This is a genomic window from Streptomyces sp. NPDC104814, from assembly GCF_055583185.1.
The window spans coordinates 956,691-980,839 of the sequence record NZ_JBVJOL010000001.1; the positions used below are offsets into that span (position 1 = coordinate 956,691).

The 24,149-nt window shown below is 73.8% G+C and carries 24 protein-coding genes, 1 tRNA gene and 1 riboswitch; of the genes, 18 read left to right on the plus strand and 7 right to left on the minus strand.

All coding sequences use genetic code 11. The features are described 5' to 3' along the window. Positions 1–35: 35 nt before the first annotated feature. The gene (locus ACZ64A_RS04035; protein WP_469808054.1) at positions 36–1,193 is read right to left on the minus strand and encodes a Gfo/Idh/MocA family protein; all 1,158 of its coding nucleotides are present in this window, start codon (positions 1,191–1,193) and stop codon (positions 36–38) included. 133 nt (positions 1,194–1,326) lie between these two features. Here ACZ64A_RS04035 and ACZ64A_RS04040 point away from each other — a divergent pair, with 133 nt between their 5' ends. Then, the gene (locus tag ACZ64A_RS04040) at positions 1,327–2,346 is read left to right on the plus strand and encodes a LacI family DNA-binding transcriptional regulator (protein ID WP_469808055.1); all 1,020 of its coding nucleotides are present in this window, start codon (positions 1,327–1,329) and stop codon (positions 2,344–2,346) included. Here ACZ64A_RS04040 and ACZ64A_RS04045 read toward each other — a convergent pair. Continuing rightward, positions 2,340–2,684 (minus strand): cupin domain-containing protein, encoded by a 345-nt coding sequence (locus ACZ64A_RS04045; RefSeq protein WP_469808056.1) that lies wholly within the window; start codon positions 2,682–2,684, stop codon positions 2,340–2,342. The two genes, ACZ64A_RS04040 and ACZ64A_RS04045, sit on opposite strands and share 7 nt — an antisense overlap. 121 nt (positions 2,685–2,805) lie before the next feature. Here ACZ64A_RS04045 and ACZ64A_RS04050 point away from each other — a divergent pair, with 121 nt between their 5' ends. The 4 genes from ACZ64A_RS04050 (at position 2,806) to ACZ64A_RS04065 (ending at position 4,594) form a co-directional block, all read left to right on the plus strand. Next, a complete protein-coding gene (locus ACZ64A_RS04050; RefSeq protein ID WP_469808058.1) occupies positions 2,806–3,324 on the plus strand; it encodes a hypothetical protein in 519 nt (172 codons plus the stop codon). 112 nt (positions 3,325–3,436) lie between these two features. Further along, positions 3,437–3,799, plus strand: a complete 363-nt coding sequence (locus tag ACZ64A_RS04055) for an ArsR/SmtB family transcription factor (RefSeq protein WP_469808059.1) — start codon at positions 3,437–3,439, stop codon at positions 3,797–3,799. Continuing rightward, on the plus strand, positions 3,796–4,428 hold the full coding sequence (locus tag ACZ64A_RS04060; protein ID WP_469808060.1) for an SRPBCC family protein: 633 nt from the start codon (positions 3,796–3,798) through the stop codon (positions 4,426–4,428). Before ACZ64A_RS04055 ends, ACZ64A_RS04060 begins: the two co-directional genes overlap by 4 nt. 92 nt (positions 4,429–4,520) lie before the next feature. After that, positions 4,521–4,594: transfer RNA gene (locus ACZ64A_RS04065), tRNA-Pro, on the plus strand. Positions 4,595–4,656: 62 nt separating this feature from the next. Here the strand turns inward: ACZ64A_RS04065 and ACZ64A_RS04070 are convergent. Beyond that, positions 4,657–5,385 (minus strand): hypothetical protein, encoded by a 729-nt coding sequence (locus ACZ64A_RS04070; protein ID WP_469808061.1) that lies wholly within the window; start codon positions 5,383–5,385, stop codon positions 4,657–4,659. A 272-nt stretch (positions 5,386–5,657) separates the two neighbouring features. Here ACZ64A_RS04070 and ACZ64A_RS04075 point away from each other — a divergent pair, with 272 nt between their 5' ends. The 10 genes from ACZ64A_RS04075 (at position 5,658) to ACZ64A_RS04120 (ending at position 14,855) form a co-directional block, all read left to right on the plus strand. Further along, complete coding sequence (locus ACZ64A_RS04075; RefSeq protein ID WP_469808062.1) at positions 5,658–5,774, plus strand: putative leader peptide; 117 nt, start codon at positions 5,658–5,660, stop codon at positions 5,772–5,774. 177 nt (positions 5,775–5,951) lie between these two features. Beyond that, entirely contained in the window at positions 5,952–6,833 is an 882-nt protein-coding gene (locus tag ACZ64A_RS04080; protein WP_469808064.1) for a glutathione S-transferase C-terminal domain-containing protein, read from the plus strand. 38 nt (positions 6,834–6,871) lie between these two features. Further along, positions 6,872–6,980, plus strand: a riboswitch (SAM riboswitch). A gap of 32 nt (positions 6,981–7,012) precedes the next feature. Continuing rightward, positions 7,013–7,162, plus strand: coding sequence for a hypothetical protein (locus ACZ64A_RS04085; RefSeq protein WP_363263988.1), 150 nt, complete (start codon positions 7,013–7,015; stop codon positions 7,160–7,162). Between the two features lie 197 nt (positions 7,163–7,359). Further along, the gene (locus tag ACZ64A_RS04090) at positions 7,360–8,340 is read left to right on the plus strand and encodes an amino acid ABC transporter permease (protein ID WP_469808065.1); all 981 of its coding nucleotides are present in this window, start codon (positions 7,360–7,362) and stop codon (positions 8,338–8,340) included. 110 nt (positions 8,341–8,450) lie between these two features. Then, entirely contained in the window at positions 8,451–9,476 is a 1,026-nt protein-coding gene (locus tag ACZ64A_RS04095) for an ABC transporter substrate-binding protein (RefSeq protein WP_469808066.1), read from the plus strand. A gap of 89 nt (positions 9,477–9,565) precedes the next feature. Then, a complete protein-coding gene (locus ACZ64A_RS04100) occupies positions 9,566–9,652 on the plus strand; it encodes a putative leader peptide (RefSeq protein ID WP_469809048.1) in 87 nt (28 codons plus the stop codon). 124 nt (positions 9,653–9,776) lie between these two features. Further along, on the plus strand, positions 9,777–10,979 hold the full coding sequence (locus ACZ64A_RS04105) for an LLM class flavin-dependent oxidoreductase (protein WP_469808068.1): 1,203 nt from the start codon (positions 9,777–9,779) through the stop codon (positions 10,977–10,979). Positions 10,980–10,999: 20 nt separating this feature from the next. Beyond that, entirely contained in the window at positions 11,000–12,376 is a 1,377-nt protein-coding gene (locus tag ACZ64A_RS04110) for an NtaA/DmoA family FMN-dependent monooxygenase (protein WP_469808069.1), read from the plus strand. A 45-nt stretch (positions 12,377–12,421) separates the two neighbouring features. Beyond that, positions 12,422–12,868, plus strand: coding sequence for a GNAT family N-acetyltransferase (locus ACZ64A_RS04115; RefSeq protein WP_469808070.1), 447 nt, complete (start codon positions 12,422–12,424; stop codon positions 12,866–12,868). Positions 12,869–13,070: 202 nt separating this feature from the next. Next, positions 13,071–14,855, plus strand: a complete 1,785-nt coding sequence (locus ACZ64A_RS04120) for a LuxR family transcriptional regulator AbsR2 (protein WP_469808071.1) — start codon at positions 13,071–13,073, stop codon at positions 14,853–14,855. Positions 14,856–14,919: 64 nt separating this feature from the next. Here the strand turns inward: ACZ64A_RS04120 and ACZ64A_RS04125 are convergent, their stop codons facing one another. Then, positions 14,920–17,484: a CHAT domain-containing protein gene (locus tag ACZ64A_RS04125; RefSeq protein WP_469809049.1), complete on the minus strand. Its 2,565-nt coding sequence runs from the start codon at positions 17,482–17,484 to the stop codon at positions 14,920–14,922. Positions 17,485–17,635: 151 nt separating this feature from the next. On the opposite strand from ACZ64A_RS04125, the gene ACZ64A_RS04130 reads away from it, so the two are divergent. The 3 genes from ACZ64A_RS04130 to ACZ64A_RS04140 all read left to right on the plus strand — a co-directional run bounded on the left by ACZ64A_RS04130 (position 17,636) and on the right by ACZ64A_RS04140 (position 20,309). Further along, positions 17,636–19,057, plus strand: a complete 1,422-nt coding sequence (locus ACZ64A_RS04130; protein WP_469808072.1) for a S8/S53 family peptidase — start codon at positions 17,636–17,638, stop codon at positions 19,055–19,057. Positions 19,058–19,119: 62 nt separating this feature from the next. Then, the gene (locus ACZ64A_RS04135; protein WP_469808073.1) at positions 19,120–19,695 is read left to right on the plus strand and encodes an RNA polymerase sigma factor; all 576 of its coding nucleotides are present in this window, start codon (positions 19,120–19,122) and stop codon (positions 19,693–19,695) included. A 149-nt stretch (positions 19,696–19,844) separates the two neighbouring features. Beyond that, the gene (locus ACZ64A_RS04140) at positions 19,845–20,309 is read left to right on the plus strand and encodes a hypothetical protein (protein ID WP_469809050.1); all 465 of its coding nucleotides are present in this window, start codon (positions 19,845–19,847) and stop codon (positions 20,307–20,309) included. 17 nt (positions 20,310–20,326) lie between these two features. Here the strand turns inward: ACZ64A_RS04140 and ACZ64A_RS04145 are convergent, their stop codons facing one another. The 3 genes from ACZ64A_RS04145 to ACZ64A_RS04155 form a co-directional block, all read right to left on the minus strand. After that, entirely contained in the window at positions 20,327–21,124 is a 798-nt protein-coding gene (locus tag ACZ64A_RS04145; protein WP_469808074.1) for an N-formylglutamate amidohydrolase, read from the minus strand. Positions 21,125–21,349: 225 nt separating this feature from the next. After that, positions 21,350–23,569, minus strand: coding sequence for an NADP-dependent isocitrate dehydrogenase (locus ACZ64A_RS04150; RefSeq protein WP_469808075.1), 2,220 nt, complete (start codon positions 23,567–23,569; stop codon positions 21,350–21,352). Between the two features lie 133 nt (positions 23,570–23,702). Further along, complete coding sequence (locus ACZ64A_RS04155; RefSeq protein ID WP_469808076.1) at positions 23,703–24,107, minus strand: DUF4186 domain-containing protein; 405 nt, start codon at positions 24,105–24,107, stop codon at positions 23,703–23,705. Positions 24,108–24,149: the final 42 nt, after the last annotated feature.

The window sequence follows — 24,149 nt, forward strand, 5'->3', positions numbered from 1 at the left end:
GCCGGAGCCGGAGCCTGCATTGTCGAAGCCTGACGTCACGGCTGGAGCGTGACCCACGTCCCGGTCTCGGCGGACCGTGCCATCGCGTCCAGCACGGTCGCGCTGCGCACGGCGTCCGTCAGGGTCGCCCCGTGCGGGGCCCCCTCGGCGATCGAGCGCAGGAACCGGTGGCACTCGATCACCTTCAGGTCGTCGTAACCCATGGCGTTCGCCGCGCCCGGCTGGAACGCGCCGTACTCGCCGGCACCCGGGCCCACGTACACCGTGCTCACCGGCTGGTCCTGGTAGGACGTGCCATGGCTGACGCCCAGTTCGTTCATCCGCCGGAAGTCCCAGAAGACCGCGCCCCTGGTGCCGTGCACCTCGAAGCCGTAGGCGTTCTGCTCGCCGACGGACACGCGGCAGGCCTCCAGCACACCACGGGCGCCGGAGGCGAAGCGCAGCAGAGCGCTGACGTAGTCCTCGTTCTCCACCGGGCCGCGTGCGCCGCCCACGGCGCGGGCATGGCCGGCGGTGGCACCGGTGGGCCGCGCCCGCTCGGGCACGAAGACCGCGGTGTCGGCGGTCAGGGCGGTGATCTCGCCGAGCAGGTACCGGGCGAGGTCCGCGCCGTGCGAGGCGAGGTCGCCGAGCACCCCGCTGCCACCGCGCTCACGCTCGTAACGCCAGGTCAGGGCACCGTCGGGATGGGCAGCGTAATCGCTGAACAACCGGATGCGGACATGGGTGACCGCGCCCAGCTCCCCGGAGACGATCAGCTCGCGGGCCGCCTCGACGGCCGGGGCGTTGCGGTAGTTGAAGCCGACGGATCCCTGCACGCCCGCCTGTGCGGCCGCGCCCGCGACCGCGCGGGCGTCGTCGGCGCCGAGGCCGACCGGCTTCTCGATCCACAGATGCTTGCCCGCCTCGGCCAGGGCGACGCCGATCTCGCGGTGCAGGAAGTTCGGCGCGGTCACGCTGACCGCCTCCACACGCGGATCGGCGGCGACCTCACGCCAGTCACGGGTGGTCGCGACGAAGCCGAACTGCGCGGCGGCCTCCTCCGCCCGCCCCGGCACCTCCTCGGCGACGGTGACCAGGCGCGGCCGCAGGCCGACGAGGGGAAAGTGGTGGAGCACGCGCGCGTACGCCTGGGTGTGCACCCGCCCCATCCAGCCGAACCCGATCACGGCCACTCCGAGCGTGCGTGCCATGACAGCCCTCTCATCCGCGTGGACGGCATCGATTTGGACCGTTCCAATCGCTCATCTCCCGTCACCTTGTGCGGAGCTACCGGGGCTGTCAAGCACTTTGACACCGACACCACTTCATGGAACGGTCCACAGCATGAGACAGCCGACGATCCGCGACGTGGCCGAACGCGCCGGGGTGTCCAAGTCGCTGGTCTCCCTGGTGCTGCGGGGCTCCGCCCAGGTGCGCCCCGAGAAGCGCGACGCGGTGCTCCGGGCGGTGCGGGAGCTCGGCTACCGGCCCAACGCGGCGGCCCGCACCCTGAGCGAACGACGCTCCCGCACGGTCGGAGTGCTCCTGCACGACCTGCGCAACCCCTGGTTCGTGGAGCTGCTCGACGGACTCGACGCCCCCCTGCAGACGGCCGGCCTGCACATGCTGCTCTCCGACGCCCGCCTCGGCCGCCGCGCGGGCCACGACCTCGCCGCCCCCTTCCTTGACCTCGGGGTCGACGGCCTGATCGTGGTCGGTACGCTGCCCGACCCGGCCGGGCTCGCACGGGTCGCCGAGCGGCTCCCGGTGGTGGTGGCGGGAGCGCGGGAGCCGGTGCTGCCGGGCGTGGACGTGGTGGCGGGCGACGACGAGCAGGGCGCCCGGCTCGTCGTGGAGCACCTCGTCGGACTGGGGCACCGCCGTATCGCCCACATCGGCGGGCACGGCGCGGTGGGCGAGCTGCGCCGGAAGGGCTACGCGTCCGCGCTGGCCGCGCACGGGCTCGGCCGGCTGACCGAGCCCGGGGACCTGACGGAGGAGGGCGGCTACCGGGCCACCGTCCGCCTGCTCAGCCGCCCCGACCGGCCGACGGCGGTCTTCGCGGTCAACGACATGACGGCGGTCGGCGTCCTGACGGCGGCCGCCGAACTGGGCCTGAAGGTGCCACAGGACGTCTCGGTGGCCGGCTACGACAACACGAACATCTCCCGGCTCCGCCACGTCTGGCTCACCACGGTCGACAACGCCGGCCACGAGCTGGGCCGCCGCGCAGCACGCTGCCTACTGCAACGCCTGGAGCACGGAGAAGGCCCCGGCCGAGTCCAGCTGACCGCACCGCACCTGGAGGTGCGCGGGACGACGGGACCGTGCGTCACCGTCCCCGGGGAAGGCCCCGGTCACTGATTGATCGCGTACACCTTGCGCAGCGTCTCGTGCACCGTCCACGTCGTGCGGTCGCCCTCGCGCAGGACCGCCATGTCGCCGGGGCCGACGTGCAGGGTCGGGCCGCCGTCGACCTCGACGGTGGCCGATCCGCTGAGCACGACGAACATCTCGTCGGCCTCCGTGTCGGTGACGACGCCGGGCGTGATCTGCCAGACGCCGCGGATCTGGCGGCCGTCCTCGGACTCCCACACCACCTTCCCGGTCACCTCGGGCGAGCCGGACAGGATCTGGGCGGGGTCGAGCGGCTCCGGGGTGAGCTCGGCGTCCGGGACGTGCAGCGCGAAGGAGTGGATCATGCTGCGACCCTAGCCGGACGGCTCCCGCCGCGGCGCTGGACACAGTGTGCGTGTTCGCCCCGGCCGGGGAGACACATCGTCGCAAGTGGCAGGCGACCGGGTCCCGGGTGATCGTGAGGGCATGGCCGACTCCGACTCCCCGCCGAAGGCCACCGCGTCGCGCGGCCACGACACCCGCGAGATGATCCTCTTCGGCGGTGTCTACGGCGCCGTCCTGGCCAGTTCCATGGTCGCGGCCCTCACCCAGTACGGGCACTCCTCCGCACGCAGCCGCCGCTACGACGCCCTGTGGCTGCTGATCACCGCCCTCGCCTCCGCGCTGGCCCACGGCTACGCCCACTACATCGCCGAACGCGGCCCGCACCGCCGCTGGGACGCCCTGCGCGCCCTCGCCGACGAATGGCCCCTGGTCACGGCCGTCCTGCCGACGGTCTTTGTCCTCGCCGGAGCCGGCTGGGGCTGGTGGCCCCCCGACGGCGTCGAATACCCGGCGTTCACCCTCAACATCGCCCTGCTCTTCATCCTGGGCCTCGTCACGGCCCGCCAGTCACGCCGCGGCTGGCCCACGGCACTGGCCATCGGCGCGGTGGACGCACTCCTCGGCTTCGTGGTGGTCGTGGCGAACGCGGTCATCAAGTGACACGGGCGTCGCTGTTCAAGAGGACGGGGAGCGGGCGGGGCAACGCTGCGTCCGGATTCATCCAGTCGCATCAGCCCGTACTTATATAAGCAGTCGCTGATAATATAGCTGTATGCATGCCTTCGACGTCCTCGCCGACCCCGTGCGGCGCCGGATACTGGAGCTGCTGGCCGGTGGGGAGATGACCGCCGGGGCGGTCGCCGAGGCCGTTCGGGCGGAGTTCGGGATATCGCAGCCCGGCGTCTCCCAGCACCTGAAGGTGCTCCGGGAGAACGGCTTCGCGACGGTCCGCGCCGAGGGGGCCCGGCGGCTGTACGCCGTCGACTCCGAGCCCCTGCGGGACATCGACGCCTGGCTGGACCGCTTCCGCCGCTTCTGGACCCCGCACCTGGACGCCCTGGCCACCGAGCTCGCCCGCGGCCGCCGCGAGCGCCGGCTGAACGGCACCGACGAACCCCCGAGGAGCACCCCGTGATCGACGTGACCCACCAGATCAGCAGCGTGCGCCGCACCGTCGGCCGCCGCGACTTCAAGGCGGGCGAGGCCCGCGTGGTGACCGTGAGCCGCACCTACGACGTCCCGCTCGACGACCTCTGGGACGCCTGCACCAACCCCGAGCGCATCCCCCGCTGGTTTCTGCCGGTCGAGGGCGATCTGCGCGAGGGCGGCCGCTTCCAGCTGAAGGACCAGGCGGGCGGCACCATCGAGCGCTGCGAGGCACCCCATGGCTTCACCGCGACCTGGGAGTACGGCGGCGAGGTGAGCTGGATCGAGCTGCGGCTGACGCCGGAGGGGGAGGGGCGCACCCGCTTCGAGCTGGACCACATCGCCCATGTCGACGACACCAAGTGGGCCGAGTTCGGGCCAGGTGCGGTCGGCGTCGGCTGGGACGGCATGCTCGTGGGTCTCACCGTGCACCTGCGGACCGGCGCGAGCGTCGACCCGGCCGAGGGCATGGCGTGGATGACCTCCGAGGAGGGCCGCCGCTTCTGCACCGAGAGCAGCGAGGCCTGGTACGCCGCGAACGTGGCGAGCGGCGAGGACGAGCGCCGGGCGCGCCAGACCGCCGACCGTACGACGGCGGCGTACACGGGCGCCGGCTGACCGCTCCCGCCCGCCGTCGCCCGGCGGGAGCACCCGTGCGGGTGGGGTAGGGTTTACCTGCGTGATCACGCGGTCCACCGCGTGCGACGCACCGGGACGTGGCGCAGCTTGGTAGCGCACTTGACTGGGGGTCAAGGGGTCGCAGGTTCAAATCCTGTCGTCCCGACTTTACGAAGTCGCACGTCAGGGCCGGTCACGGAGGAATCCGCGACCGGCCCTCGACTGTTTCTACGGCGTGTAGACCTGCTCCAGGCTGTGGATGGCGCCGTCGTCGCCGGTCGCGTACTTGAACACCAGGCCGGAGTCGGGGTGCGCCTTGACCCAGTCCACGAGCTCCTGCACGCCGATGCGCTGGTTCGCGCTGCCGGCGACGATCGGGTTGGTGGCGGTGACGTAGGCGGCCTGGTCGAGGGCCCAGCGGCTGTCCTCGCCCGTGACGACGAACGGCGCCCCGTCGGAGTCCTTGCCGGGGCAGCCCCATGCCCCGTGCTGAATGACGAGGTTCACCTTCCCGGTGCCGGCGGGGAGTTCCTCCACGCGGTAGACGGCGATCTCGTCGGGGTCGACATGGTCCGGGTCCGGCGCCTTGTCGGAGCAGCCGGCGGCCGGCGCCTTGCCCTTCGCCGCGCCGGAGGCCTTCGCGGCGGGCTTCGCCGGGGACCCTGCCGTACCGGCGGTGCCGCCCGCACCGGCCGCACCGGGCGACGCGGTCGCCGTGGAACCGGCGCCACCCGTCCCGGCCGTGCCCGTCGCCGTCCCGCCCGTTCCCGCGGTGCCCGCCGCCGTCCCGCCCGTGCCGCCGCCGGAGGTGCCGGGCGCCTGGCTCGCCGTGGCGGCGGCGCCGGGCGAACCCGCGGCTGCGGCGGCCGAATCGTCCCCCTGACAGCCGGTCAGCACCGAGGCGAGCGCGGCGGCGGCGAGCGCGATGGTTGCGGGTCTGAGGCGATGAGCAGTCATGTCGGGACGTCCCCCTGGTCACGGGCGGCCGCTTCGGCCGCACACCGATCCGGACCGTAACAACGACTCGGCTCCCACGGCAGCACCGCGGCGCCCCGTGTGACGGAGTCCGGACAATGCCGTCACCAGGAACGGATCATGTGACGGAAAACAGCGGCTGAGGACGCCGTCCGGGCGTGCGCATGACCAACCGGTGGACGCCCCCTTGACGGTGAACCGTGGCGGATCGACACTCCAGAGCAGGGAATCCTAGTGAACAGGTAGGGAATGGCATGTCGACTCGCGCACCGCTCCCGGCCCACGCCCGAGCGAGCCGGTCGCCCCTGCTCACCTCCCGCCGTCACATCGACCTGCTGCGCGTCTGCAGCGCCATCGGCCCGGCCGTCTGAGCCCGGGCCCCCCGCCCTTCGTGCGCCGCGCGCAGACGCGGCCGGCAGCACCTCCCTGTGCTCCGTGGCGCCGTCCGTGTGACGTCACCGTCGCTCCCGCGGGCGCCGCCCACCCGTCCCGCCGCCCTCATCGCCGGCACCCCGCGTGCGTCCGCGCGCCCGACCCCTGGGAGACCCATGTCCGTCGCACCGCTCGCCGCCCATCCCTCCGTGCCGTCCGCGTCCGCCTTCCGCGGACGGATCGGGCGGGACGCGCGCAGTGGGCACTACGCCGTGCCCCGCCGCTACCGGCTGCACGTGTCCACCGCGAGTCCCGACGGGCTGCGCATCGCCGTCGCGCACAGCCTGCTCGGGCTCGACGAGAGCTGTCCGGTCACCTTCCTGCCCGCCGTCCCGGACTGCCCCGACGGCGGACACCGCACCCTGCGCCCGCTGTACGAGGCCAGCGCCCACCACCACCCGGGCCCGGCCCTCGACCCCGTGCTCAGCGACGACTGGTCCGGACGGATCGTCAGCACGCACGCCGGCGACATCATGCGCGACCTGGACCGGCACTTCGCCTCCGGCCACCCCTCGCTCTACCCGCGCGCAGGCGCCGCCGGGATCGAGGCCGTGGAGCGGCTGTGCGCCGACGGCATCCAGGAGGCCGCCCAGCGCGCCGGATCGGCCGCCGCCGACCCCGCCGAACGGGCGGCGGCCCTGCGTACCCTGCTCACCGCGCTGGACGACGCCGAGCGGCTGCTGGCCGGGCAGAGGTATCTCCTCGGTGAACAACTCACCGCCGCGGACATCGAGTTGTGGGTGGCCCTGGTGCAGCTCGACACCGTGCACCGGCATCACCTCGACGCCGCCGCCGTGCAGCGCGTCGCCGGCCACCCCGCCCTGTGGTCCCACGCCCGGCGCCTGACCGCCCACCCGGCGTTCGGCACCCACCTCGACCTCGACGGCATCGCCCGCCGCCACCACGCCCGTTGCCGCGGGCTGGAGGCCGCCGGGTCCGCCGTGCAGATCCTCGACTGGGCCGGTCACGCCAGGTCCCAGCAGGTGGACGGCCGTTGACAGCCGTTCGGGCAGCTGTCTTAATTACGGCCCAGAACGGTCATGAGCGTCAGCGACAAGCCCTGGCTCGCTGACCGGCAACCCTCGCTCCGCGGTGGGGTGCCCCAGGTGACGACCGGACCGGATGACGTTCGGTAAGCGCGAGGCCCCGTGAGGGCCGGAACAGAGACGGTGACGTGATGCACGCAGCTCCCAGCACGGCGGCCCGCCGCGCCGTGGGCTGCGTGCGGCCGTATGCGAACCCGCTGGTCGCCGACCGCGCCGTCGACCTCCTGCGCGTCAACAGCGCACTGTGTACCGCACCGGGCCGAGCCCGCTGCCGGGGCTGACCTCTCAGCCGTCCGCCCCGCGCTCCCTCGCCGCACCCCGCACCCGCGGCGTGCCGTCGCCCGCCCGAGCCCCCTCTCCCGTGCGTTTCCCCGCGCCCCGCCCCCTCCGCCCGGCAGCCGCCCCGTGCTGCCCGGACGCGGGCGCGCGCGGCCCGCCACGGCCGAGGGGCGCCGCCGACTCCCCGCCGGAGCCCACCATGAGCCACACCCGAGGCCCAGCCGTCTCCCTCGCCGAGCCGCCAACCCTCGACACCCCTCAGGACAAGCAACAACCGCCGCGTGTCGTGCCGTTGCGCCACCCCGGGCGCTGGATCGCCACGGCCGTCGTGCTCGTCCTGCTCGCCCAGTTCGTCCACGGACTGGCCACCAACAGCTTCTACCAGTGGGACCGCTTCGCCTACTGGTTCTCCCGTCCCACCATCCTCGACGGCCTCCTCATCACCCTGCAGGTCACCGCCTACAGCGCGGTCCTGGGTCTCCTCGGCGGCATCCTGCTGGCGCTCGCCCGGCTCTCCAGGAGCCCGGTGCTGCGCCTGGTCAGCTGGACCTACGTCTGGGCGCTGCGCTCCGTCCCGCTCATCGTCGTCCTGCTGTTCCTGTACAACTTCTCCGCCCTGTACAAGACCCTCAGCCTCGGCGTCCCCTTCGGGCCGGCCTTCCTCACCTTCGACGAGTCACGGCTGGCCACCGACATGGTCGTCGCCGTCGTCGGCCTCAGCCTCAACGAGGCCGCCTACGCCGCCGAGGTGGTCCGCGGCGGGATCCTCTCCGTCGACCAGGGCCAGCACGACGCGGCGGCCGCGCTCGGCCTGCCCAGGAGCCGCCAGTTCACCCGGATCACCCTGCCGCAGGCGCTGCGCTCCATCATCCCGAACTACGTCAACCAGTTGATCGGCCTCGTCAAGAGCACCTCCCTGGTCTTCTACGTCTCCCTGCTCGACCTGTTCGGCACCGCGCAGACCATGGGCTCGACCTATCCCGGCGACATCGTGCCGCTGCTGCTGGTCGTCACCGTCTGGTACCTGCTGCTCACCAGCGCCATCTCCGTCGTGCAGTTCTACGTCGAACGCCACTACGCCCGCGGCGCCGCACGCTCCCTGCCGCCGACCCCGCTGCAGCGGCTGCGCGCCGGTCTCACCGGCCTGCGGGCCCGCGCCCGCCGCGAAGCCGCCGTATGACCGCACCGCTGCGAAGCCGTCGTACGGCCGCACTCACGCGAAGCCGCCGTACGACCGCACCGCCGTCGTCTCTCTCCGTTCACCCCGTACACCCAGCGACAAGGACTGCCATGACTTCCCGCCTCATCCGACGCCCCCTGCTGCGCGGACTCACCGCCGCCACCGCCGCCGTGCTCCTCGCCGGTTCGCTCGCCGCCTGCGGCGGGGACAGCGAGGCCGCGACCACGGCCGACAGCGCGGCCGCCGGGACGGTGACCGTGGGACGGCTGTCCAACGGGGCCGCACAGGAAGCCACCCTGAAGGTGAGCGAGGTGAAGTCCCTCAGCGCCGAGGTGCCCGCGGAGATCAGAAAGCGCGGCACCCTCCGCATCGGAGTCGGCGCCCTGCCGTCCGGCTTCCCGCCCCTGGCCTACGTCGGCGGTGACCAGAAGACCCTCACCGGCGCCGAACCCGACCTCGGCCGGCTCGTCGCCGCGGTCCTCGGTCTCCAGCCCGAGGTGCGCAACTCCACCTGGGAGAACATGTTCGTCGGCCTCGACAGCGGCAAGTCCGACGTCCTCTTCTCCAACGTCACCGACACCGAGGAGCGCAAGCGCAAGTACGACTTCGCCTCCTACCGGCAGGACAACCTGGCCTTCGAGGTCCCGAAGGCCGACACCTGGACGTTCGACGGCGACTACCGGACCCTCGCCGGCAAGACGGTCGCCGTCGGCAGCGGCACCAACCAGGAGCGGATCCTGCTGGAGTGGAAGAAGAAGCTGGAGAGCGAGGGCAAGAAGCTCACCGTCAAGTACTACCAGGACCACAACAGCACCTACCTCGCCCTGAGCAGCGGCAAGATCGACGCCTACTTCGGCCCCAACCCGGGCATCGCCTACCACGTCACGCAGACCGCGAAGACTCCGCAGGCCACCCGCACCGCGGGCACCTTCTCCGGGGCCGGCGCCACCCTCCAGGGCCTGATCGCCGCCACCGCCAAGAAGGGCAGCGGGCTGGCCAAGCCGGTCGCCGACGCCATCGACCACCTCATCAAGAACGGCCAGTACGCGCAGTGGCTCAAGGCGTGGAACCTCTCCAACGAGGCCGTCACCACGTCACGGATCAACCCGCCCGGTCTGCCGCTGGACAACTCCTGACCCCGGGAACACCCGCGCCGGTCCCGGGCGTTGAAAGCGACGACGACCCTCGCGCGGCGGCAGCCGCCCGCACCCCGGAGGTGACGCCCGTGCCCCGCAGCCCGCACGCCGTCCGCCTCCACACGCGGCCGCACATCGACCTGCTGCGCGTGGCCGGCGCGCTCTGTCGCGCCTGACAACGCGGCCCGCCGGCCCTTCGTACCCGGCCGCCTCGCGGCCTCCGCCGCGTCCGTGCCCCGTCGCTCCCCGGGGCCGGCGTGTTCCCACAGACCTCCAGGAACCTTCAGGAAGGCACCCCTCGTGTCCTCGACTCCCGCTGCTCCCGTGCACCTCGCCGTCGCCCTGGACGGAACCGGCTGGCATCCCGCCTCCTGGCGCGAGCCCGTGGCCCGGCCCCGCGAGCTGTTCACCGCCGGCTACTGGGCCGGCCTCGTCACCGAGGCCGAGCGCGGCCTCCTCGACTTCGTGACGATCGAGGACGGCCTCGGCCCGCAGTCCTCGCACTTCCTCGACCCCGACGAGCGCACCGACCAGGTACGCGGCCGGCTCGACGCCGTCCTGATCGCCTCCCGAATCGCTCCGCTGACCTCGCACATCGGCCTCGTGCCGACGGTCGTCGCCACCCACACCGAGCCGTTCCACATCTCCAAGGCCATCGCCACCCTGGACTACGTCAGCACCGGCCGGGCCGGCCTGCGCGTACAGATCTCCGCCCGCCCCACCGAGGCCGCCCACTTCGGCCGCCGGACCGTTCCCCGGATCGACGCCTACGACAGCCCGGCCGCGCGGGAGGTGGTGACCGAACTGTTCGACGAGGCCGCCGACCATGTGGAGGTCGTGCGCCGGCTGTGGGACAGCTGGGAGGACGACGCGGAGATCCGGGACGCGGCCACCGGGCGCTTCATCGACCGGGACAAGCTGCACTACATCGACTTCGAGGGCCGGCACTTCGACGTGAAGGGCCCCTCGATCACACCCCGTCCGCCGCAGGGCCAGCCTCTCGTCACGGCGCTCGCCCACTGGAGCGTCCCCTACCGGCTGGTGGCCCGCCAGGCCGACGTCGGCTACGTCACCCCGCACGACACGGCGCAGGCCCGCGCGACCGTGGCCGAGATCCGCGCCGAGCAGGAGGCCGCGGGGCGGGCCGACGAACCGCTGCACGTCTTCGCCGACCTCGTCGTCTTCCTGGACGACGCCCCCGGCGCGGCCGCCGCCCGCCGGGAACGGCTGGACGCCGCGGCCGGTGAGCCGTACACCAGCGACGCGCGGATCTTCGCCGGCACCCCGGCCGAACTCGCCGATCTGCTCCAGGAGTTCCAGGCGGCCGGGCTGACCGGGTTCCGGCTCCGGCCGGCCGTCGCCGGGCACGACCTGCCCGCGATCACCCGCGCACTGGTCCCCGAGCTCCAGCGCCGTGGCGCCTTCCGCCGCGCCTACGAGGCCGGCACCCTGCGCGGCCTGCTGGGCCTCGCCCGCCCCGCCAACCGCTACGCCACCGCCTGAGCCGGAGGGACCCGGAGACCATGACCAAGCCCCTGAAGCAGATCCACCTGGCCGCGCACTTCCCCGGCGTCAACAACACCACCGTGTGGAGCGACCCGAAGGCCGGCAGCCACATCGAGTTCGACTCCTTCGTGCACTTCGCGAAGACCGCCGAACGCGCCAAGTTCGACTTCCTGTTCCTCGCCGAGGGGCTGCGCCTGCGCGAACACGCCGGTCAGATCTACGACCTGGACGTCGTCGGCCGCCCCGACACCTTCACGGTGCTGGCCGCGCTCGCCGCCGTCACCGAGCATCTCGGACTGACCGGCACCATCAACTCCACCTTCAACGAGCCCTACGAGGTGGCCCGTCAGTTCGCCAGCCTCGACCACCTCTCCGGCGGGCGCTCCGCGTGGAACGTCGTCACCTCCTGGGACGCCTTCACCGGCGAGAACTTCCGCCGCGGCGGCTTCCTGCCCCAGGAGGAGCGCTACAGCCGCGCCCAGGAGTTCCTCGCCACCGCGCACGAGCTGTTCGACTCCTGGCGGGGCGACGAGATCGTCGCCGACCAGGCCACCGGCACCTTCCTGTCCGACGCCAAGGCCGGCGCGTTCGTCCACCAGGGCAAGCACTTCGACATCCACGGCCGTTTCAACGTCCCGCGTTCCCCGCAGGGCCGCCCGGTGATCTTCCAGGCGGGCGACTCCGACGAGGGCCGCGAGTTCGCCGCCGCCGAGGCCGACGCCATCTTCAGCCGCTACGGCACGCTGGAGACCGGCCGGGCCTTCTACCAGGACGTCAAGCGCCGTCTCGCCCGGTACGGCCGCCGCCCCGACCAGCTGCTGATCCTGCCCGCCGCGACCTTCGTGCTCGGCGACAGCGACGCCGAGGCCGAGGAGGCGGCCCGTGAGGTGCGCCGGCAGCAGGTCAGCGGCGCCACCGCGATCCGCCATCTGGAGTTCGTCTGGAACCGGGACCTGTCCGCATACGACCCGGACGGCCCGCTGCCCGACGTCGACCCGGACGTCAGCGAGGACCACATCGCCCGGGGCCGCGCCCAGGTGCGCATGTACCGCGACCCGCTGGCCACCGCCCGCGAGTGGCGGGAACGGGCCGAGGCGAACAACTGGTCGATCCGCGACCTCGTCATCCACACCGGCAACCGGCAGAACTTCGTCGGCTCCCCGGCCACCGTGGCGGCGGCGATCAACGAGTTCGTGCAGTCCGACGCCTCCGACGGTTTCATCCTCGTCCCGCACATCACCCCCGGCGGCCTGGACGAGTTCGCCGACACCGTCGTCCCGCTCCTGCGGGAACAGGGCGTCTTCCGCACCGACTACGAGGGCACCACCCTCCGCGACCACCTGGGCCTCGCCCACCCCGACGACACGGTACGGGGCGAGCGGGCGGCTTCCTGATCTCCTCCACGGCGGCCACCGGGGCCCGGGTGCCATGATCGGCCCATGACACTCGACATCACCCGGGCCACGGTGCGGGACCTGCACCAGGTGGTGGCGGACCACCCCCGCTACTGGGGCGAGCGCGACCTGCGGGCCCTGCACCAGCCGGTGTTCGTCCAGGAGTTCGGCGCCACCTGCCTGGTGGCCCGCGCCGACGACGGCATCCGCGGCTACCTCGTGGGCTTCGTCACCCCGGACCGCACCGGCTACGTCCATCTGATCGCCACCCGCGACGACAGCCGGGGCACGGGCCTGGGCCGCCGGCTGTACGAGGCGTTCACCGAGGCGGCCCGCGGCCAGGGCGCACTCCGGCTGAAGGCGATCACCTCGGTCGGCAACAGCGGCTCGCTCGCCTTCCACCGCAGCCTCGGCTTCGAGGCGCGCGTGGAGGAGGACTACGACGGACCCGGTGTGGCGAGGATCGTGTTCACCCGCCTCCTGCCGCCCTGACAGCGCCGGCCGCGGCCGGCACGTCACCTCCCCCGAGGATGGCGTGCCGGCCGCTTTCCCCCGGCGCCGGACTGTGGTTCGGACGATGTCGTACACGCCGGCTGAGGCGTCCCAGCCTGCCCGGGGCCGCCGCCCGGCCGCCTGAGTCGGGGGGTACTCAAGTCGCCCTGTATCAAAACCGAGTAGGCGCGCTCCTGCTGTCGTGACGACCTACGAACGCGACGCGCGCACCCTGCGGCTGCCCTGGCCGTTCACCGGCCGCGAGGACGAACGGGAACTCGTCCGCCGCTCACTGTCGGGCGCCCGCCCCGGGCTGGTGGTGACAGGCGGTGCCGGCTGCGGCAAGACCCGGCTGGCCACCGAGGCCCTGCGCGGCACCGACTGCCCGCGGATCGCCGGCACCCCCGGCGCCCAGGGAATGCCCTACGCCGCGTTCGCCCCTCTGCTGCCGGACGTGGCCTCCCCGCAGGAGGCGCTGCGCCGGCTCGGCGGCGTACGGCAGCTGCTCGTCGACGACGCCCAGTGGCTGGACGACGCCTCGGCCGCGCTGGTCCACCAGCTGGCCGTGCACGGCCGGACCCGCCTGCTGGTCCTCCTCACCGACGGCCACCCGGCACCGGCACCGATCGCCCGGCTGTGGACCGGCGACCTGCTGCCCCGCCTCGCCCTCGCGCCCCTGCCCGCCGACGACACCGCGACCCTGCTCACGGCCGGCGCCGGCCGCGCCCCGGAACCGCTGACCGCGGCCCGTCTGCACCGGCTCGCCGACGGTGACCTGCGGCTGCTGCGCGACCTGCTGGACACGCTGCGCACCCACGAGCGGCTCACCCCCGTGCCCGGCACCGGCACCTGGGCCTGGCGGGGGCCGCTGCCGGTCACCCCGGCGATCCGGGAACACGCCGCCACACCGCTGGGCCGGACCTGCCCCGCCGAGCGCGAGACGCTCGACCGCCTCGCCTTCGCCGAGCCCCTGTCGCTGGACACCGGCGCCCTGGACCTGCCGGCCCTCGAACGCCTGGAGGCCGCCGGGCTGATCGACGTCGACGAGGACGACGCCGTACGCCTCGCCCATCCCTTGCACGGACCGGTGCTGCGCGCCGCCGCCGGCCGGCTGCGGGCCCGCCGCCTGGCGCCCGCGGCGGACGACGTCGCCCTCGCCCTGAAGGACGAGACGGCCGCGCTCGAACGGCGCATCGACGCCGACGACGTCACCGCTCTGCCCACCCCGGTGGGGGACTGGCTCGCGACGGAGGGCACCGGAGTCCCGGCCGCCCACGCCGCGCTGCGCGCCCGCTTCGCCCGCCTGCGCGGAGCCCTGCGCGAGGCGATGGCCTGGGCCCGGCTGAGCCCCGACGACCCGGCCTGCCATGCCGAACTGGCCCTTGCCGCGGCCCAGTCGGGGCAGCCCGTGCCGGACGGGGAAACCTCCGCGTGGTGCGCCACCGCGCTCGGGAAGCAGGGCGCCGCGCTCGCGCCGGTCGGGCCCGGCGACGCGTACGACGCCGTCCGGCTCGGTGCCCCCGAGCGGGCCCTCGCTCTGCTCCCACCGGGCAGCGTCTTCGCGCGGCACGCCGAAGCCCTCGCCGCCGCGGACGGCCCCGCCCTGGACCGGGTGGCCGGGGAACTGGCGGAACGCGGCTTCCTGCTCTTCGCGGCCGAGGCGTACGCCCAGGCCGTCCCCGTACACCGCGACCCGGCCGCCGCCCGCACCGCACGCACCCGGGCCGCCGCCCTCGCCCGTCGCTGCCCGGACGCACGCACCCCGGCCCTGTCCGCACTGGCGCTGGGCGAACTCACCGCCCGCCAGCGGCAGATCGTCACCCTCGCCGCCGCCGGCCTCAGCAACCGGCAGATCGCCGAACGCCTCACCCTGTCCGTGCGGACCGTCGGCAACCACCTCTACGGCGCCTACACCCGCCTCGGCACCGGCGACCGCGACGCCCTGCCCCGGCTCGTGGAACCGCCACGGGAACAGCGGTCCGCCTAGGGATGTCCGGTCGCAGCCCTGCTGCGAGGCGCGGTGCCTGCCGCATCCTCGAAAAGCGCCGCCGTCACGCCGCGCCGAACGCGGTGAACGACCAGCCCGTCGCCTGGTGCAGCGCGTCGTCCGGGACGGCGGCGCGGGCGTCGCGCAGCGCCTCCGCGAGCGACAGGCCCGCGCCGAGCCCCTTGTGCAGCGCGAGCATCAGCGGCACCACCGCCGCGTCGTTGACCGGCGCGCTCGCCGCCACCACACCGGCGGTGCCCAGCGGCAGCAACGCCGTGACCAGACCGAGCAGTTCGTCGGCGCCGACCGAGGCGAAGCGGGCGGTGTCGCAGCAGGACAGGATGATCCGGTACGGACTGCGCGCGAGGCGTTCGAAGTCGTGCACGGTGAGCGGCCCGTCGGCCATCCGCAGCGACGAGAACAGCGGACTGTCCGCGCGGAAGGCGCCGTGCGCGGCGATGTGGGCGAGCGCCGCTCCGTCCAGTTCCGCCAGCACTCGCGCCGTGCGCGCGTGGTCGTCCTCCAGCACGGTCGGCGCGCCGTACCGCCCGGCCAGCTCCGGCACCTCGGCCCCGCCGGTGGCCAGCCCCGGCCCGCGGACCAGGATGTGCCGGCCGTCCGCGGGCGGCTCGGTGTCCCGGGCGCGCAGCCAGCTGCTCGCCGACGGCGACACGCTCACCACCCGCTCCCTCAGCGACGGCAGCACCGCCCACGGCACGCGATGCAACCGCCCCGGCGGTACGACGACCAGCGGGCCCGAGCCCAGATGCCGGGCCGCCTCGCCCAGCAGCAGCTCCTCCAGCCGCCGCCCCGCCGCCAGCAGCACCGGCAGCCGGGCCTGGCCGCCCGGGTGCGCGAGCCGGCGCAGCCCCGCCTGCACATGCTCCGCCTCCGCCTCCGCCTCGGCGAGCAGCCCGGCCGTGAACCGCCGCACCCGGCCCCGCCCGGCCAGCAGCACGTGCACCCGTCCGTCCACCACGGCGAGTTCGACCAGCCGCCCCTCGCCGAGCCGCTCCAGCAGCCGCCCCGCGTCGAACCGGTCGGCGCCGCCGGGCGCGTCCCCGCGCAGGTGCAGGGTGCGGGAGCGGATCTCCCGCTCCAGCCGCCGCTGTTCGCGCTCCAGCGCCGGCACGGCCCGGCCCTCGGCGCGGGCCTCCTCCGCACGGGCCGCGATCTCCCGGAACGCCGTCAGGTTGCTCAGCAGCGCCGGGTCGGCCGGCGGACGGGTGGGCGGCGCGCTCAGCGCGGTCGCCCGCCACCGCTCGCTCCACTCCAGCAGACGCCGCGGCCCGCCGGAGTCCAGGCTCGCCCGCTGCGCCAGCGCCGCCAGCTCCGCGCCCTGCTCGGTGGCGCGGGCCCGCAACTCCGAGGCGCCGAGCGTCATCCGGTGGGCGTCCAGCACGGCCAGGCCGCTGCGGCACGCCTGCAGCACGCCCCGGCTCGACCCGGCGGCCCGCGCGCGCAGCGCCTGCGCCGCCCAGCCGGTGATCCGGGCGAGGGGCGGCCCGCCGTGCCGGCTGCGCGCCGCCAGCGCCAGGTGCCGTTCGGCGTCCCGCGGCCGGCCCAGCGCCAGCGCGATACGCCCGGCCAGCAGGGACGCCTCCGGCGCGGCCGGCGCCCCGAACGACGCCAGCCGCTCGGCGACCCGCGCCGCGTCCGCCACCAGCCGCCCCGAGGCCCGCCCGGCGGCGAACCGCGCCTCGATCAGCACCAGCCGGGCGTGCGCCTCCCACCACGGGCGCCGCTGCGCAGCGAACAGCCGTACCGCCAACGCCGCCCGGGCGATCGCGGTGTGCGGATCACCGGCCGGGCGGGCGGCCCGAGCGGCGGCCAGCAGCAGTTCCGCCTTGCGGGTCGGCTGCCCCCCGATCCCGTCCAGCGCCCGGATCGCCGCGTCCGCCTCGGCCCGCGCCTCCGGCGCGAGCCCCGCCGCCATCAGCACCTCGCAGCGCCGGACGGCGAGCATGAACGGGGGCGTGCCCAGCTCCGCGTACCGCCGCTCCGCCTCGTCCAGCAGCCGCAGCGCCACCGGCACGTCGCCGGCGCGGAACGCCGCCAGTCCCCGGCTCTCCACGGCGTCGGCCTTGTCGTGCTCCTGGCCGGTGGTGTCCCACAGCGCCTCGGCCGCCGTGAAGTCGGCGTCCGCCCGCTCCACCGAGCCCAGCGCGAGATGCACGGTGGCCCGCAGGGTCAGCGCCCGCGCCGTCCAGATGACGTCGTTCTCCTGCCGCAGCACGGGGATCGCGCGGCGTACGTCCTCCAGCGCCTCCCGGTGCCGGCCGAGCACCCAGCGGGCATAGGCCCGGCGGAACAGCACCTGCGCCCTGGTGTGCCCGCTGCCCCGCTCGACGCCGCGCTCCAGCGCCGCCAGACCCTGCCGGGTGCGGCCCGCGTGCACCAGGGCCACCCCGAGCGTGGCCAGCACGTCCGCCTCCCGGTCGGCCAGCTCCGCCCGGGCCGCGAAGTCCCGGGCGCGCCGCAGATGACGCAGCGCGAGCCGCAGGTCGCCCCAGTCCCGCTGCCAGATGCCGATCACCTGGTGCGCCACGGAGGCGCGCACCGGGCCGGGGTCCGCCTCCAGCACCTCCCGCGCCCGCGCCAGCGCCTCGTGGGGGGCCGCGAACACCATCGGCAGCAGGTCGAACACCGAGTCGCTTCCCGAGGTCACCCTAGGGATGGTAGGGGACCGGGAACCGCATCCCCACCGGTGTGCCTCTGTATCAAGCGGCGACCCGGCGGCTCTCACCTACGACGGTCGCCCCGAGGGGGAGGAACACGACATGCCACCACAGCGGTTCCGCGAGCAGTTCGACCAGATCCAGCGCTCCATGCCCGGCGTTGCGCTGGCCCTCGGCCCGGACGACGCGACGGAGTTCGTCTTCGAAAAGGGCGTGGTCCTCGTGCGCGACGGCGACGACGCCGCGTTCGTCGAGGACGCCGTCCGCGCCCACTTCACCGCCACCGACGGCCTCGACCCCGCCCCTGTGCGGCGCGCGGGCCCGCAGGCCAACCGCTCCGGCATCACCCGCGTCCAGGTCGGCGACCCCGGCCGGGGCAGCCACCCCGTCGACCCCGTCGTCGGTCACGCGCTGCGCGCCGTACGGCAGGCCGAGGACCGCACCGGACGCCGGCTCGTCAGCCGCAACCACGTGGTGTCCATCGCGGTGAACTCCTGCCCCGGCGACGAGCCCGTGCCCGCAGGACGGGCCGCACGCCTCAACCCGGCGGCCGAGGACGCCGGTTACGCCCCGGAGCGGGCCGTGGGCGTGCTGGTGATCGACAACGGCCTCAGCCACGACTACCGCGCCCACCCGCTGCTCGCCCACACCCGGGGCGACACCCACCCCCAGGAGACCGACGAGTCGGGCGTGCTGCGCCAGTACATGGGCCACGGCACCTTCATCGCCGGGCTGCTCGCCGCCGTGGCGCCCAGCACCGACATCACCGTCCTCGGCACCCTCAACGACGCCGGCGCCATCCTGGAGTCCGAGTTCGGGGACAAGCTCTTCGAGGCCGTCGACCGGCACGGCTGGCCCGACATCCTCAGCCTGTCGGCCGGCACCTCCAACGGCCGCACCGACGGCCTGCTCGGCGTCGACGCCTTCCTGCGCGAACTGCGCGAACAACGCACCCTGTTGGTGGCCGCGGCCGGCAACAACTCCAGCGCCGCCCCGTTCTGGCCGGCCGCCTACGCCACCGTGCCGGGCTTCGAGGACGCGGTGCTCAGCGTCGGCGCGCTGCGCGACGACGGCGAGTTCGGCGCCTGCTTCACCAACCACGGCCCCTGGGTGCGCGCCTACGCCCCCGGCGAACGCCTCACCAGCACCTTCACCGGCTTCGGCACGCCCGTGCCGTACGTCTACCACCACTCCACCTACGACGCCTGCCGCTACGGCTTCGGCTACGCCTGCACCTGCACCACGCCGAGCCACACCGGACTGCTCAGCGACGACGGGGAGACCGGCGCCAAGCCGGACCAGGTGATGTTCGAGGGTCTCGCGCACTGGAGCGGCACCTCCTTCGCCACCCCGGTCGCCGCCGGGCTCGTGGCCGCGCACATGAGCGCCCACCAGGAGACCGACCCGCGTGCGGCGCGGGACCGACTGCTCGCCGCGAACCGGGAGTTCGCCGAGGTACGCGGGGCGCACGTGCCGGCACTGCGGCCGCCCACCTGGCGTCCGGCGGCCGCCCCGGCGTCATGACGAGCGGGGCCGCCCTGCGTACGGCGTACCATGACGTGCCGTACACGAGGAGTGGGGCAGTCGTGGACCGTGCAGAGGTCGGCACGCTGGTCCGGTCCGCCGTCGACGGTGACGGCGCGGCCTGGAAGGCGCTGGTGGAAGGGCTCAGCCCGCTGGTCTGGTCCGTGGTGCGCGCGCACCGGCTCTCGGACGCCGACGCGCACGAGGTCTACCAGACCGTGTGGTTCCGCTTCGCCCAGCACCTGGGGCGTCTGCGCGAGCCCGACAAGGCGGGGTCGTGGCTGGCGAGCACCGCGCGGCACGAGTCGCTGAAGGTGATCAGGAGTCTGCAACGGCTGACCCTGACCGACGATCCACGACTGCTGGACCGGGCCAGCGAGGAGTACACGCCGGAGCAGTCGCTGCTGCAGGCGGAGGAGGCGGCCGCCGAGAGCGAGCGCATCCGCCGGCTGCGGCGGGAGCTGGGGGCGCTGGGGGAGCGGTGCCAGGGGCTGCTGCGGGTGCTGATGGCCTCGCCGCCGCCCAGCTATCAGGAGGTGTCCGCGGCGCTCGGCATCGCCGTGGGCAGCATCGGCCCGCTGCGCCAGCGCTGCCTGCGCCGGCTGCGGGCGCGACTGGACGCACGGGGGGTGCGGTGAACAACGGGGACGGCCTCGGGCCGGGGAACGACGACTTCGGGGCGACGGGCGACGAGTTCGAGCCGGGGGACGAAGACTCCCGGGCGGCGGACGGCGACTTCGGGCCGGTGGACGGCGACTTCGGGCCGGTGGACGGCGACTTCGGGACGGTGGACGGCGACGGCCCCGGACCGGCCGAGGAAGGGGAACTGGACCGGCTGGAAGGGGAGTTGCGCGCGGCCGCCGACGTGCTGGATCCGCTGCCGGCCGCGCTGAGCGCGATCGCCGTGGAGGCGTACGCCCTGTACGACCTCGACGCCCGGATCGCGGAGCTGACCTTCGACTCGCTGACCGGCGCTCTGCCCGTGCGCGGGGCGACGGACGTGCCGCGGATGCTGACCTTCCAGGCCGGGGAGCTGACGGTCGACGTCGAGGTGGGCGCCGAGGGGCTGTTCGGGCAGGTACTGCCGCCGCAGCCGGCGAGCGTGGAGGTGCTGAGCGGGCCGCACGCCGGGGCCGCGCTGACGGCCGACACGATGGGCCGTTTCAGCGCCGCCGCGCCGCCCGCCGGCCCGTTCGCCCTGCGGCTGCGGACCGGCGGGGACGTCGTCGTCACGGAGTGGCTGCGGGCCTGATCCGTGCGCGCCGCGGGTCAGCCGGAGACGGCGTCCACGAGAGCGGCCAGGGCGTCGGCGAGCCTGCCGAGCCCCGGCCCGGCGGGGCCGCCCGGCTCGCTCATGTAGGTGTCGCGGCGGATCTCCACCATCAGCGCGCAGACGCGCGGCTCACGGCCGTAGAAGTCCAACGGTACGTACGTCCCGCTGAACGGGCTGTCCAGCCCGGTCTCCCCGCACCCGGCGAACGCCTCGCGCGCCGCCTTCAGCAGGGCGGGCGGGGTGTGGAAGGCGTCCGTGCCCAGGCACACCGGCGGGCGCGGTCCGGTGCCGTGCAGCTCGTACGGCAGCGGCGCGGCCGGGTACGAGTGCACGTCGACGATCACGACCCGCCCGACGGCGTCGAGCCGCTGCGCGACGGCCTCGGTCATGGCCTGCGCGTAGGGCCGGAAGTACCGCTCCAGCAGCGGCTCCGGGTCGTGTCCGTCGGGTCGCAGCACCTCGCGGTGCGTGGTCCGCGTGTATACGGCGCCCATGCCGACGGCCCGCATCTCCTCCCGCTCGTCCGGGAACCGCTCGGGGTCGACGACCAGCCGCGACAGCCGGTTGACGAACCGCCACGGCGTCACCCCGGCCGCCCGGGCCGCCTCTGCGGCGATCTCGGCGGTGTGCGCGTCGGTGATGTGGTCCAGCTCCTGCTCCAGCGCGGGATCACCGAGCACGATCCCGGCGCGCACGTCGTCCGGTATCTCCCGCGCGGAGTGCGGCACATGCAGGAGCACGGGCGAGTCGGCGGCACCGGGGAGCAGGGCGAACGAGGGCTCGACGGGGGTCACGGGGCGGCTCCGGGGGGCGTTGTCGGGACGGTGTGCATGATCAAGGTGCCACAGCCGAGGACGCAGCCGAGGGCGCACCCGGCCCCTCGCAAGACACCTCAGCCCCGGCCGGGCGGTGCGCGCCCGGAGACACCTCCGCCCCGGCCGGGCGGTGCGCGGTCGGGGCGGAGGTGGTGTCCCGGGCCGGTCAGGTGACCGGCGCCGGGTGCGGAACGTTCAGGGCGTTCAGCTCAGGGACGCCAGGGCCTCGTTCCAGGTGGCCGAGGGGCGCATCACCGCGGCGGCCTTGGCCGGGTCGGGCTGGTAGTAGCCGCCGATGTCGACCGGCTTGCCCTGGACGGCGTTCAGCTCGTCGACGATCTTCTGCTCGTTCGCGGCGAGCGTCTCGGCGAGCGGCTGGAAGGCCTTGGCCAGCTCGGCGTCGTCGCTCTGCTGCGCCAGCTCCTGCGCCCAGTACAGGGACAGGTAGAAGTGGCTGCCGCGGTTGTCGATGCCGCCGACGCGGCGGGTCGGGGACTTGTCCTCGTTGAGGAAGGTCGCCGTGGCGCGGTCGAGGGTGTCGGCGAGGACCTTGGCGCGGGTGTTGCCGGTGGCCTCGGCGTACTGCTCGAAGGACGGGACCAGCGCGAAGAACTCACCCAGGGAGTCCCAGCGCAGGTAGTTCTCCTTGACCAGCTGCTGCACGTGCTTGGGCGCGGAGCCGCCGGCGCCGGTCTCGAACAGGCCGCCGCCCGCCATCAGCGGGACCACCGACAGCATCTTGGCGCTGGTGCCCAGCTCCAGGATCGGGAACAGGTCGGTCAGGTAGTCGCGCAGCACGTTGCCGGTCACCGAGATGGTGTTCTCGCCGCGGCGGATGCGCTCCACCGACAGCTTGGTGGCCTCGACGGGGGACAGGACGCGGATGTCCAGGCCCTCGGTGTCGTGCTCGGGCAGGTACTGCTCGACCTTGGCGATCAGGTTGGCGTCGTGGGCGCGGGTCTCGTCCAGCCAGAAGACGGCCGGGTCGCCGGTGGCGCGGGCACGGGTGACGGCCAGCTTCACCCAGTCCTTGATCGGCGCGTCCTTGGTCTGGCAGGCGCGGAAGATGTCACCGGCCTCGACGCTCTGCTCGATCAGCACGGCACCGGAGGCGTCGACGACGCGCACCGTGCCGGCGGCGGCGATCTCGAAGGTCTTGTCGTGGGAGCCGTACTCCTCGGCCTTCTGCGCCATCAGGCCGACGTTCGGCACCGAGCCCATGGTGGACGGGTCGAACGCGCCGTTGGCCTTGCAGTCCTCGATGACGGCCTGGTACACGCCGGCGTAGGAGGAGTCCGGGATGACGGCGAGGGCGTCGTGCTCCTGGCCGTCGGGGCCCCACATGTGACCGGAGGTGCGGATCATCGCCGGCATCGACGCGTCGATGATCACGTCGGACGGCACGTGCAGGTTGGTGATGCCCTTGTCGGAGTCGACCATGGCCAGCTCGGGGCCCTCGGCCAGCTCCGCGTCGAAGGAGGCCTTGATCTCGTCGCCCTCGGGGAGGGCGTCCAGGCCCTTGAGGATGCCGCCCAGACCGTCGTTCGGCGTCAGACCGGCCGCGGTGAGCTTCTCGCCGTACTTCTCGAACGTCTTCGGGAAGAAGGTGCGCACCACGTGGCCGAAGATGATCGGGTCGGAGACCTTCATCATCGTGGCCTTCAGGTGCACGGAGAACAGCACACCCTCCGCCTTGGCGCGGGCGACCTGCGCGGCGAGGAACTCGCGCAGCTGGGCGACGCGCAGCACGGACGCGTCGACGACCTCGCCGGCGAGGACGGGTACGGACTCGCGCAGCACGGTGGTGGCGCCGTCGGCGGCCACATGCTCGATCTTGAGCGTGCCGTCCTGCTCGATGATCACGGACTTCTCGGTGGAGCGGAAGTCGTTCTCGCCCATGGTCGCCACATCGGTCTTGGACTCGGCGGTCCAGGCGCCCATGCGGTGCGGGTGGGTCTTGGCGTAGTTCTTGACGGAGGCGGGGGCGCGGCGGTCGGAGTTGCCCTCACGCAGGACCGGGTTCACGGCGGAACCCTTGATCTTGTCGTAGCGGGCGCGGATCTCGCGCTCCTCGTCGGTCTTCGGCTCGTCCGGGTAGTTCGGCAGCGCGTAGCCCTGCCCCTGCAGCTCGGCGATCGCGGCCTTGAGCTGCGGGATGGACGCCGAGATGTTCGGCAGCTTGATGATGTTCGCGGCCGGCGTCTTGGCCAGCTCGCCCAGCTCGGTCAGCGCGTCCGGGATGCGCTGGTCCTCGGTGAGGTACTCCGGGAACACGGCGATGATGCGCCCGGCCAGCGAGATGTCGCGGGTCTTCACATCGACACCGGCCTGCGAGGCGTACGCCTGGACCACCGGCAGGAAGGAATACGTCGCCAGGGCCGGGGCCTCGTCAGTGTGCGTATAGATGATGGTCGAGTCAGTCACCGGGTGCTCCGCTCCACGTCTGCAACATTGCTCGACATCAAGATATCTCGTGATGCGGTCCGGCTCGACAAGGGTCCTGGCCGGATTCGGCGCCGTGGGCGCCCAGCGCGCGGCCCGGCCGCGCTGGCCCGGCTCACCGGCGGCGGACCGTGTCCGGGCCGGTACCGCCGGTCATCTCGCGCCCGATCCACCGGCAGATCACCTCCACCACGTAGTCCCGCTCGGCGTGGCTCAGCTCACGGCCCTTGCCGATCCCGTGCCAGCGCTGGAGGCAGCTCCGGCAGCAGGTCGCGGTCGCGTGCTGGGCGACGAACACCGGGTGACCGCGGTACGGCGTCTGCTTGCCGTCCTTGTACGGCTCGGCCGGTGCCAGGCGCTTCGCGATCAGGTCGTGGGCGTGCCTGCGGATCGTCGCCGGGCCCTTCAGCTCGGCGGTGGCGCGGTCGCGGCCGCGCAGGTGGAACTTCGACCGGAACGGCTGGCGCGCCAGGGCGTCCAGCCGTCGGTCGATCAGGCGGGTGTCGGTGGGGGAGGTCATGCCGCGTAAAGCCTACGGCGCGGTGCTCAGGGCAGGCGCTTC

Coding starts and splice junctions, on each gene's coding strand:
- ACZ64A_RS04085 (WP_363263988.1), top strand. CDS start 7,013: ATGCACGCAGCTCCCAGCACGGCGGCCCGCCGCGCCGTGGGCTGCGTG.
- ACZ64A_RS04155 (WP_469808076.1), bottom strand. CDS start 24,107: ATGACCTCCCCCACCGACACCCGCCTGATCGACCGACGGCTGGACGCC.
- ACZ64A_RS04110 (WP_469808069.1), top strand. CDS start 11,000: ATGACCAAGCCCCTGAAGCAGATCCACCTGGCCGCGCACTTCCCCGGC.
- ACZ64A_RS04055 (WP_469808059.1), top strand. CDS start 3,437: ATGCATGCCTTCGACGTCCTCGCCGACCCCGTGCGGCGCCGGATACTG.
- ACZ64A_RS04050 (WP_469808058.1), top strand. CDS start 2,806: ATGGCCGACTCCGACTCCCCGCCGAAGGCCACCGCGTCGCGCGGCCAC.
- ACZ64A_RS04095 (WP_469808066.1), top strand. CDS start 8,451: ATGACTTCCCGCCTCATCCGACGCCCCCTGCTGCGCGGACTCACCGCC.
- ACZ64A_RS04130 (WP_469808072.1), top strand. CDS start 17,636: ATGCCACCACAGCGGTTCCGCGAGCAGTTCGACCAGATCCAGCGCTCC.
- ACZ64A_RS04090 (WP_469808065.1), top strand. CDS start 7,360: ATGAGCCACACCCGAGGCCCAGCCGTCTCCCTCGCCGAGCCGCCAACC.
- ACZ64A_RS04040 (WP_469808055.1), top strand. CDS start 1,327: ATGAGACAGCCGACGATCCGCGACGTGGCCGAACGCGCCGGGGTGTCC.
- ACZ64A_RS04075 (WP_469808062.1), top strand. CDS start 5,658: ATGTCGACTCGCGCACCGCTCCCGGCCCACGCCCGAGCGAGCCGGTCG.
- ACZ64A_RS04035 (WP_469808054.1), bottom strand. CDS start 1,193: ATGGCACGCACGCTCGGAGTGGCCGTGATCGGGTTCGGCTGGATGGGG.
- ACZ64A_RS04045 (WP_469808056.1), bottom strand. CDS start 2,684: ATGATCCACTCCTTCGCGCTGCACGTCCCGGACGCCGAGCTCACCCCG.
- ACZ64A_RS04115 (WP_469808070.1), top strand. CDS start 12,422: ATGACACTCGACATCACCCGGGCCACGGTGCGGGACCTGCACCAGGTG.
- ACZ64A_RS04070 (WP_469808061.1), bottom strand. CDS start 5,385: ATGACTGCTCATCGCCTCAGACCCGCAACCATCGCGCTCGCCGCCGCC.
- ACZ64A_RS04125 (WP_469809049.1), bottom strand. CDS start 17,484: ATGGTGTTCGCGGCCCCCCACGAGGCGCTGGCGCGGGCGCGGGAGGTG.
- ACZ64A_RS04080 (WP_469808064.1), top strand. CDS start 5,952: ATGTCCGTCGCACCGCTCGCCGCCCATCCCTCCGTGCCGTCCGCGTCC.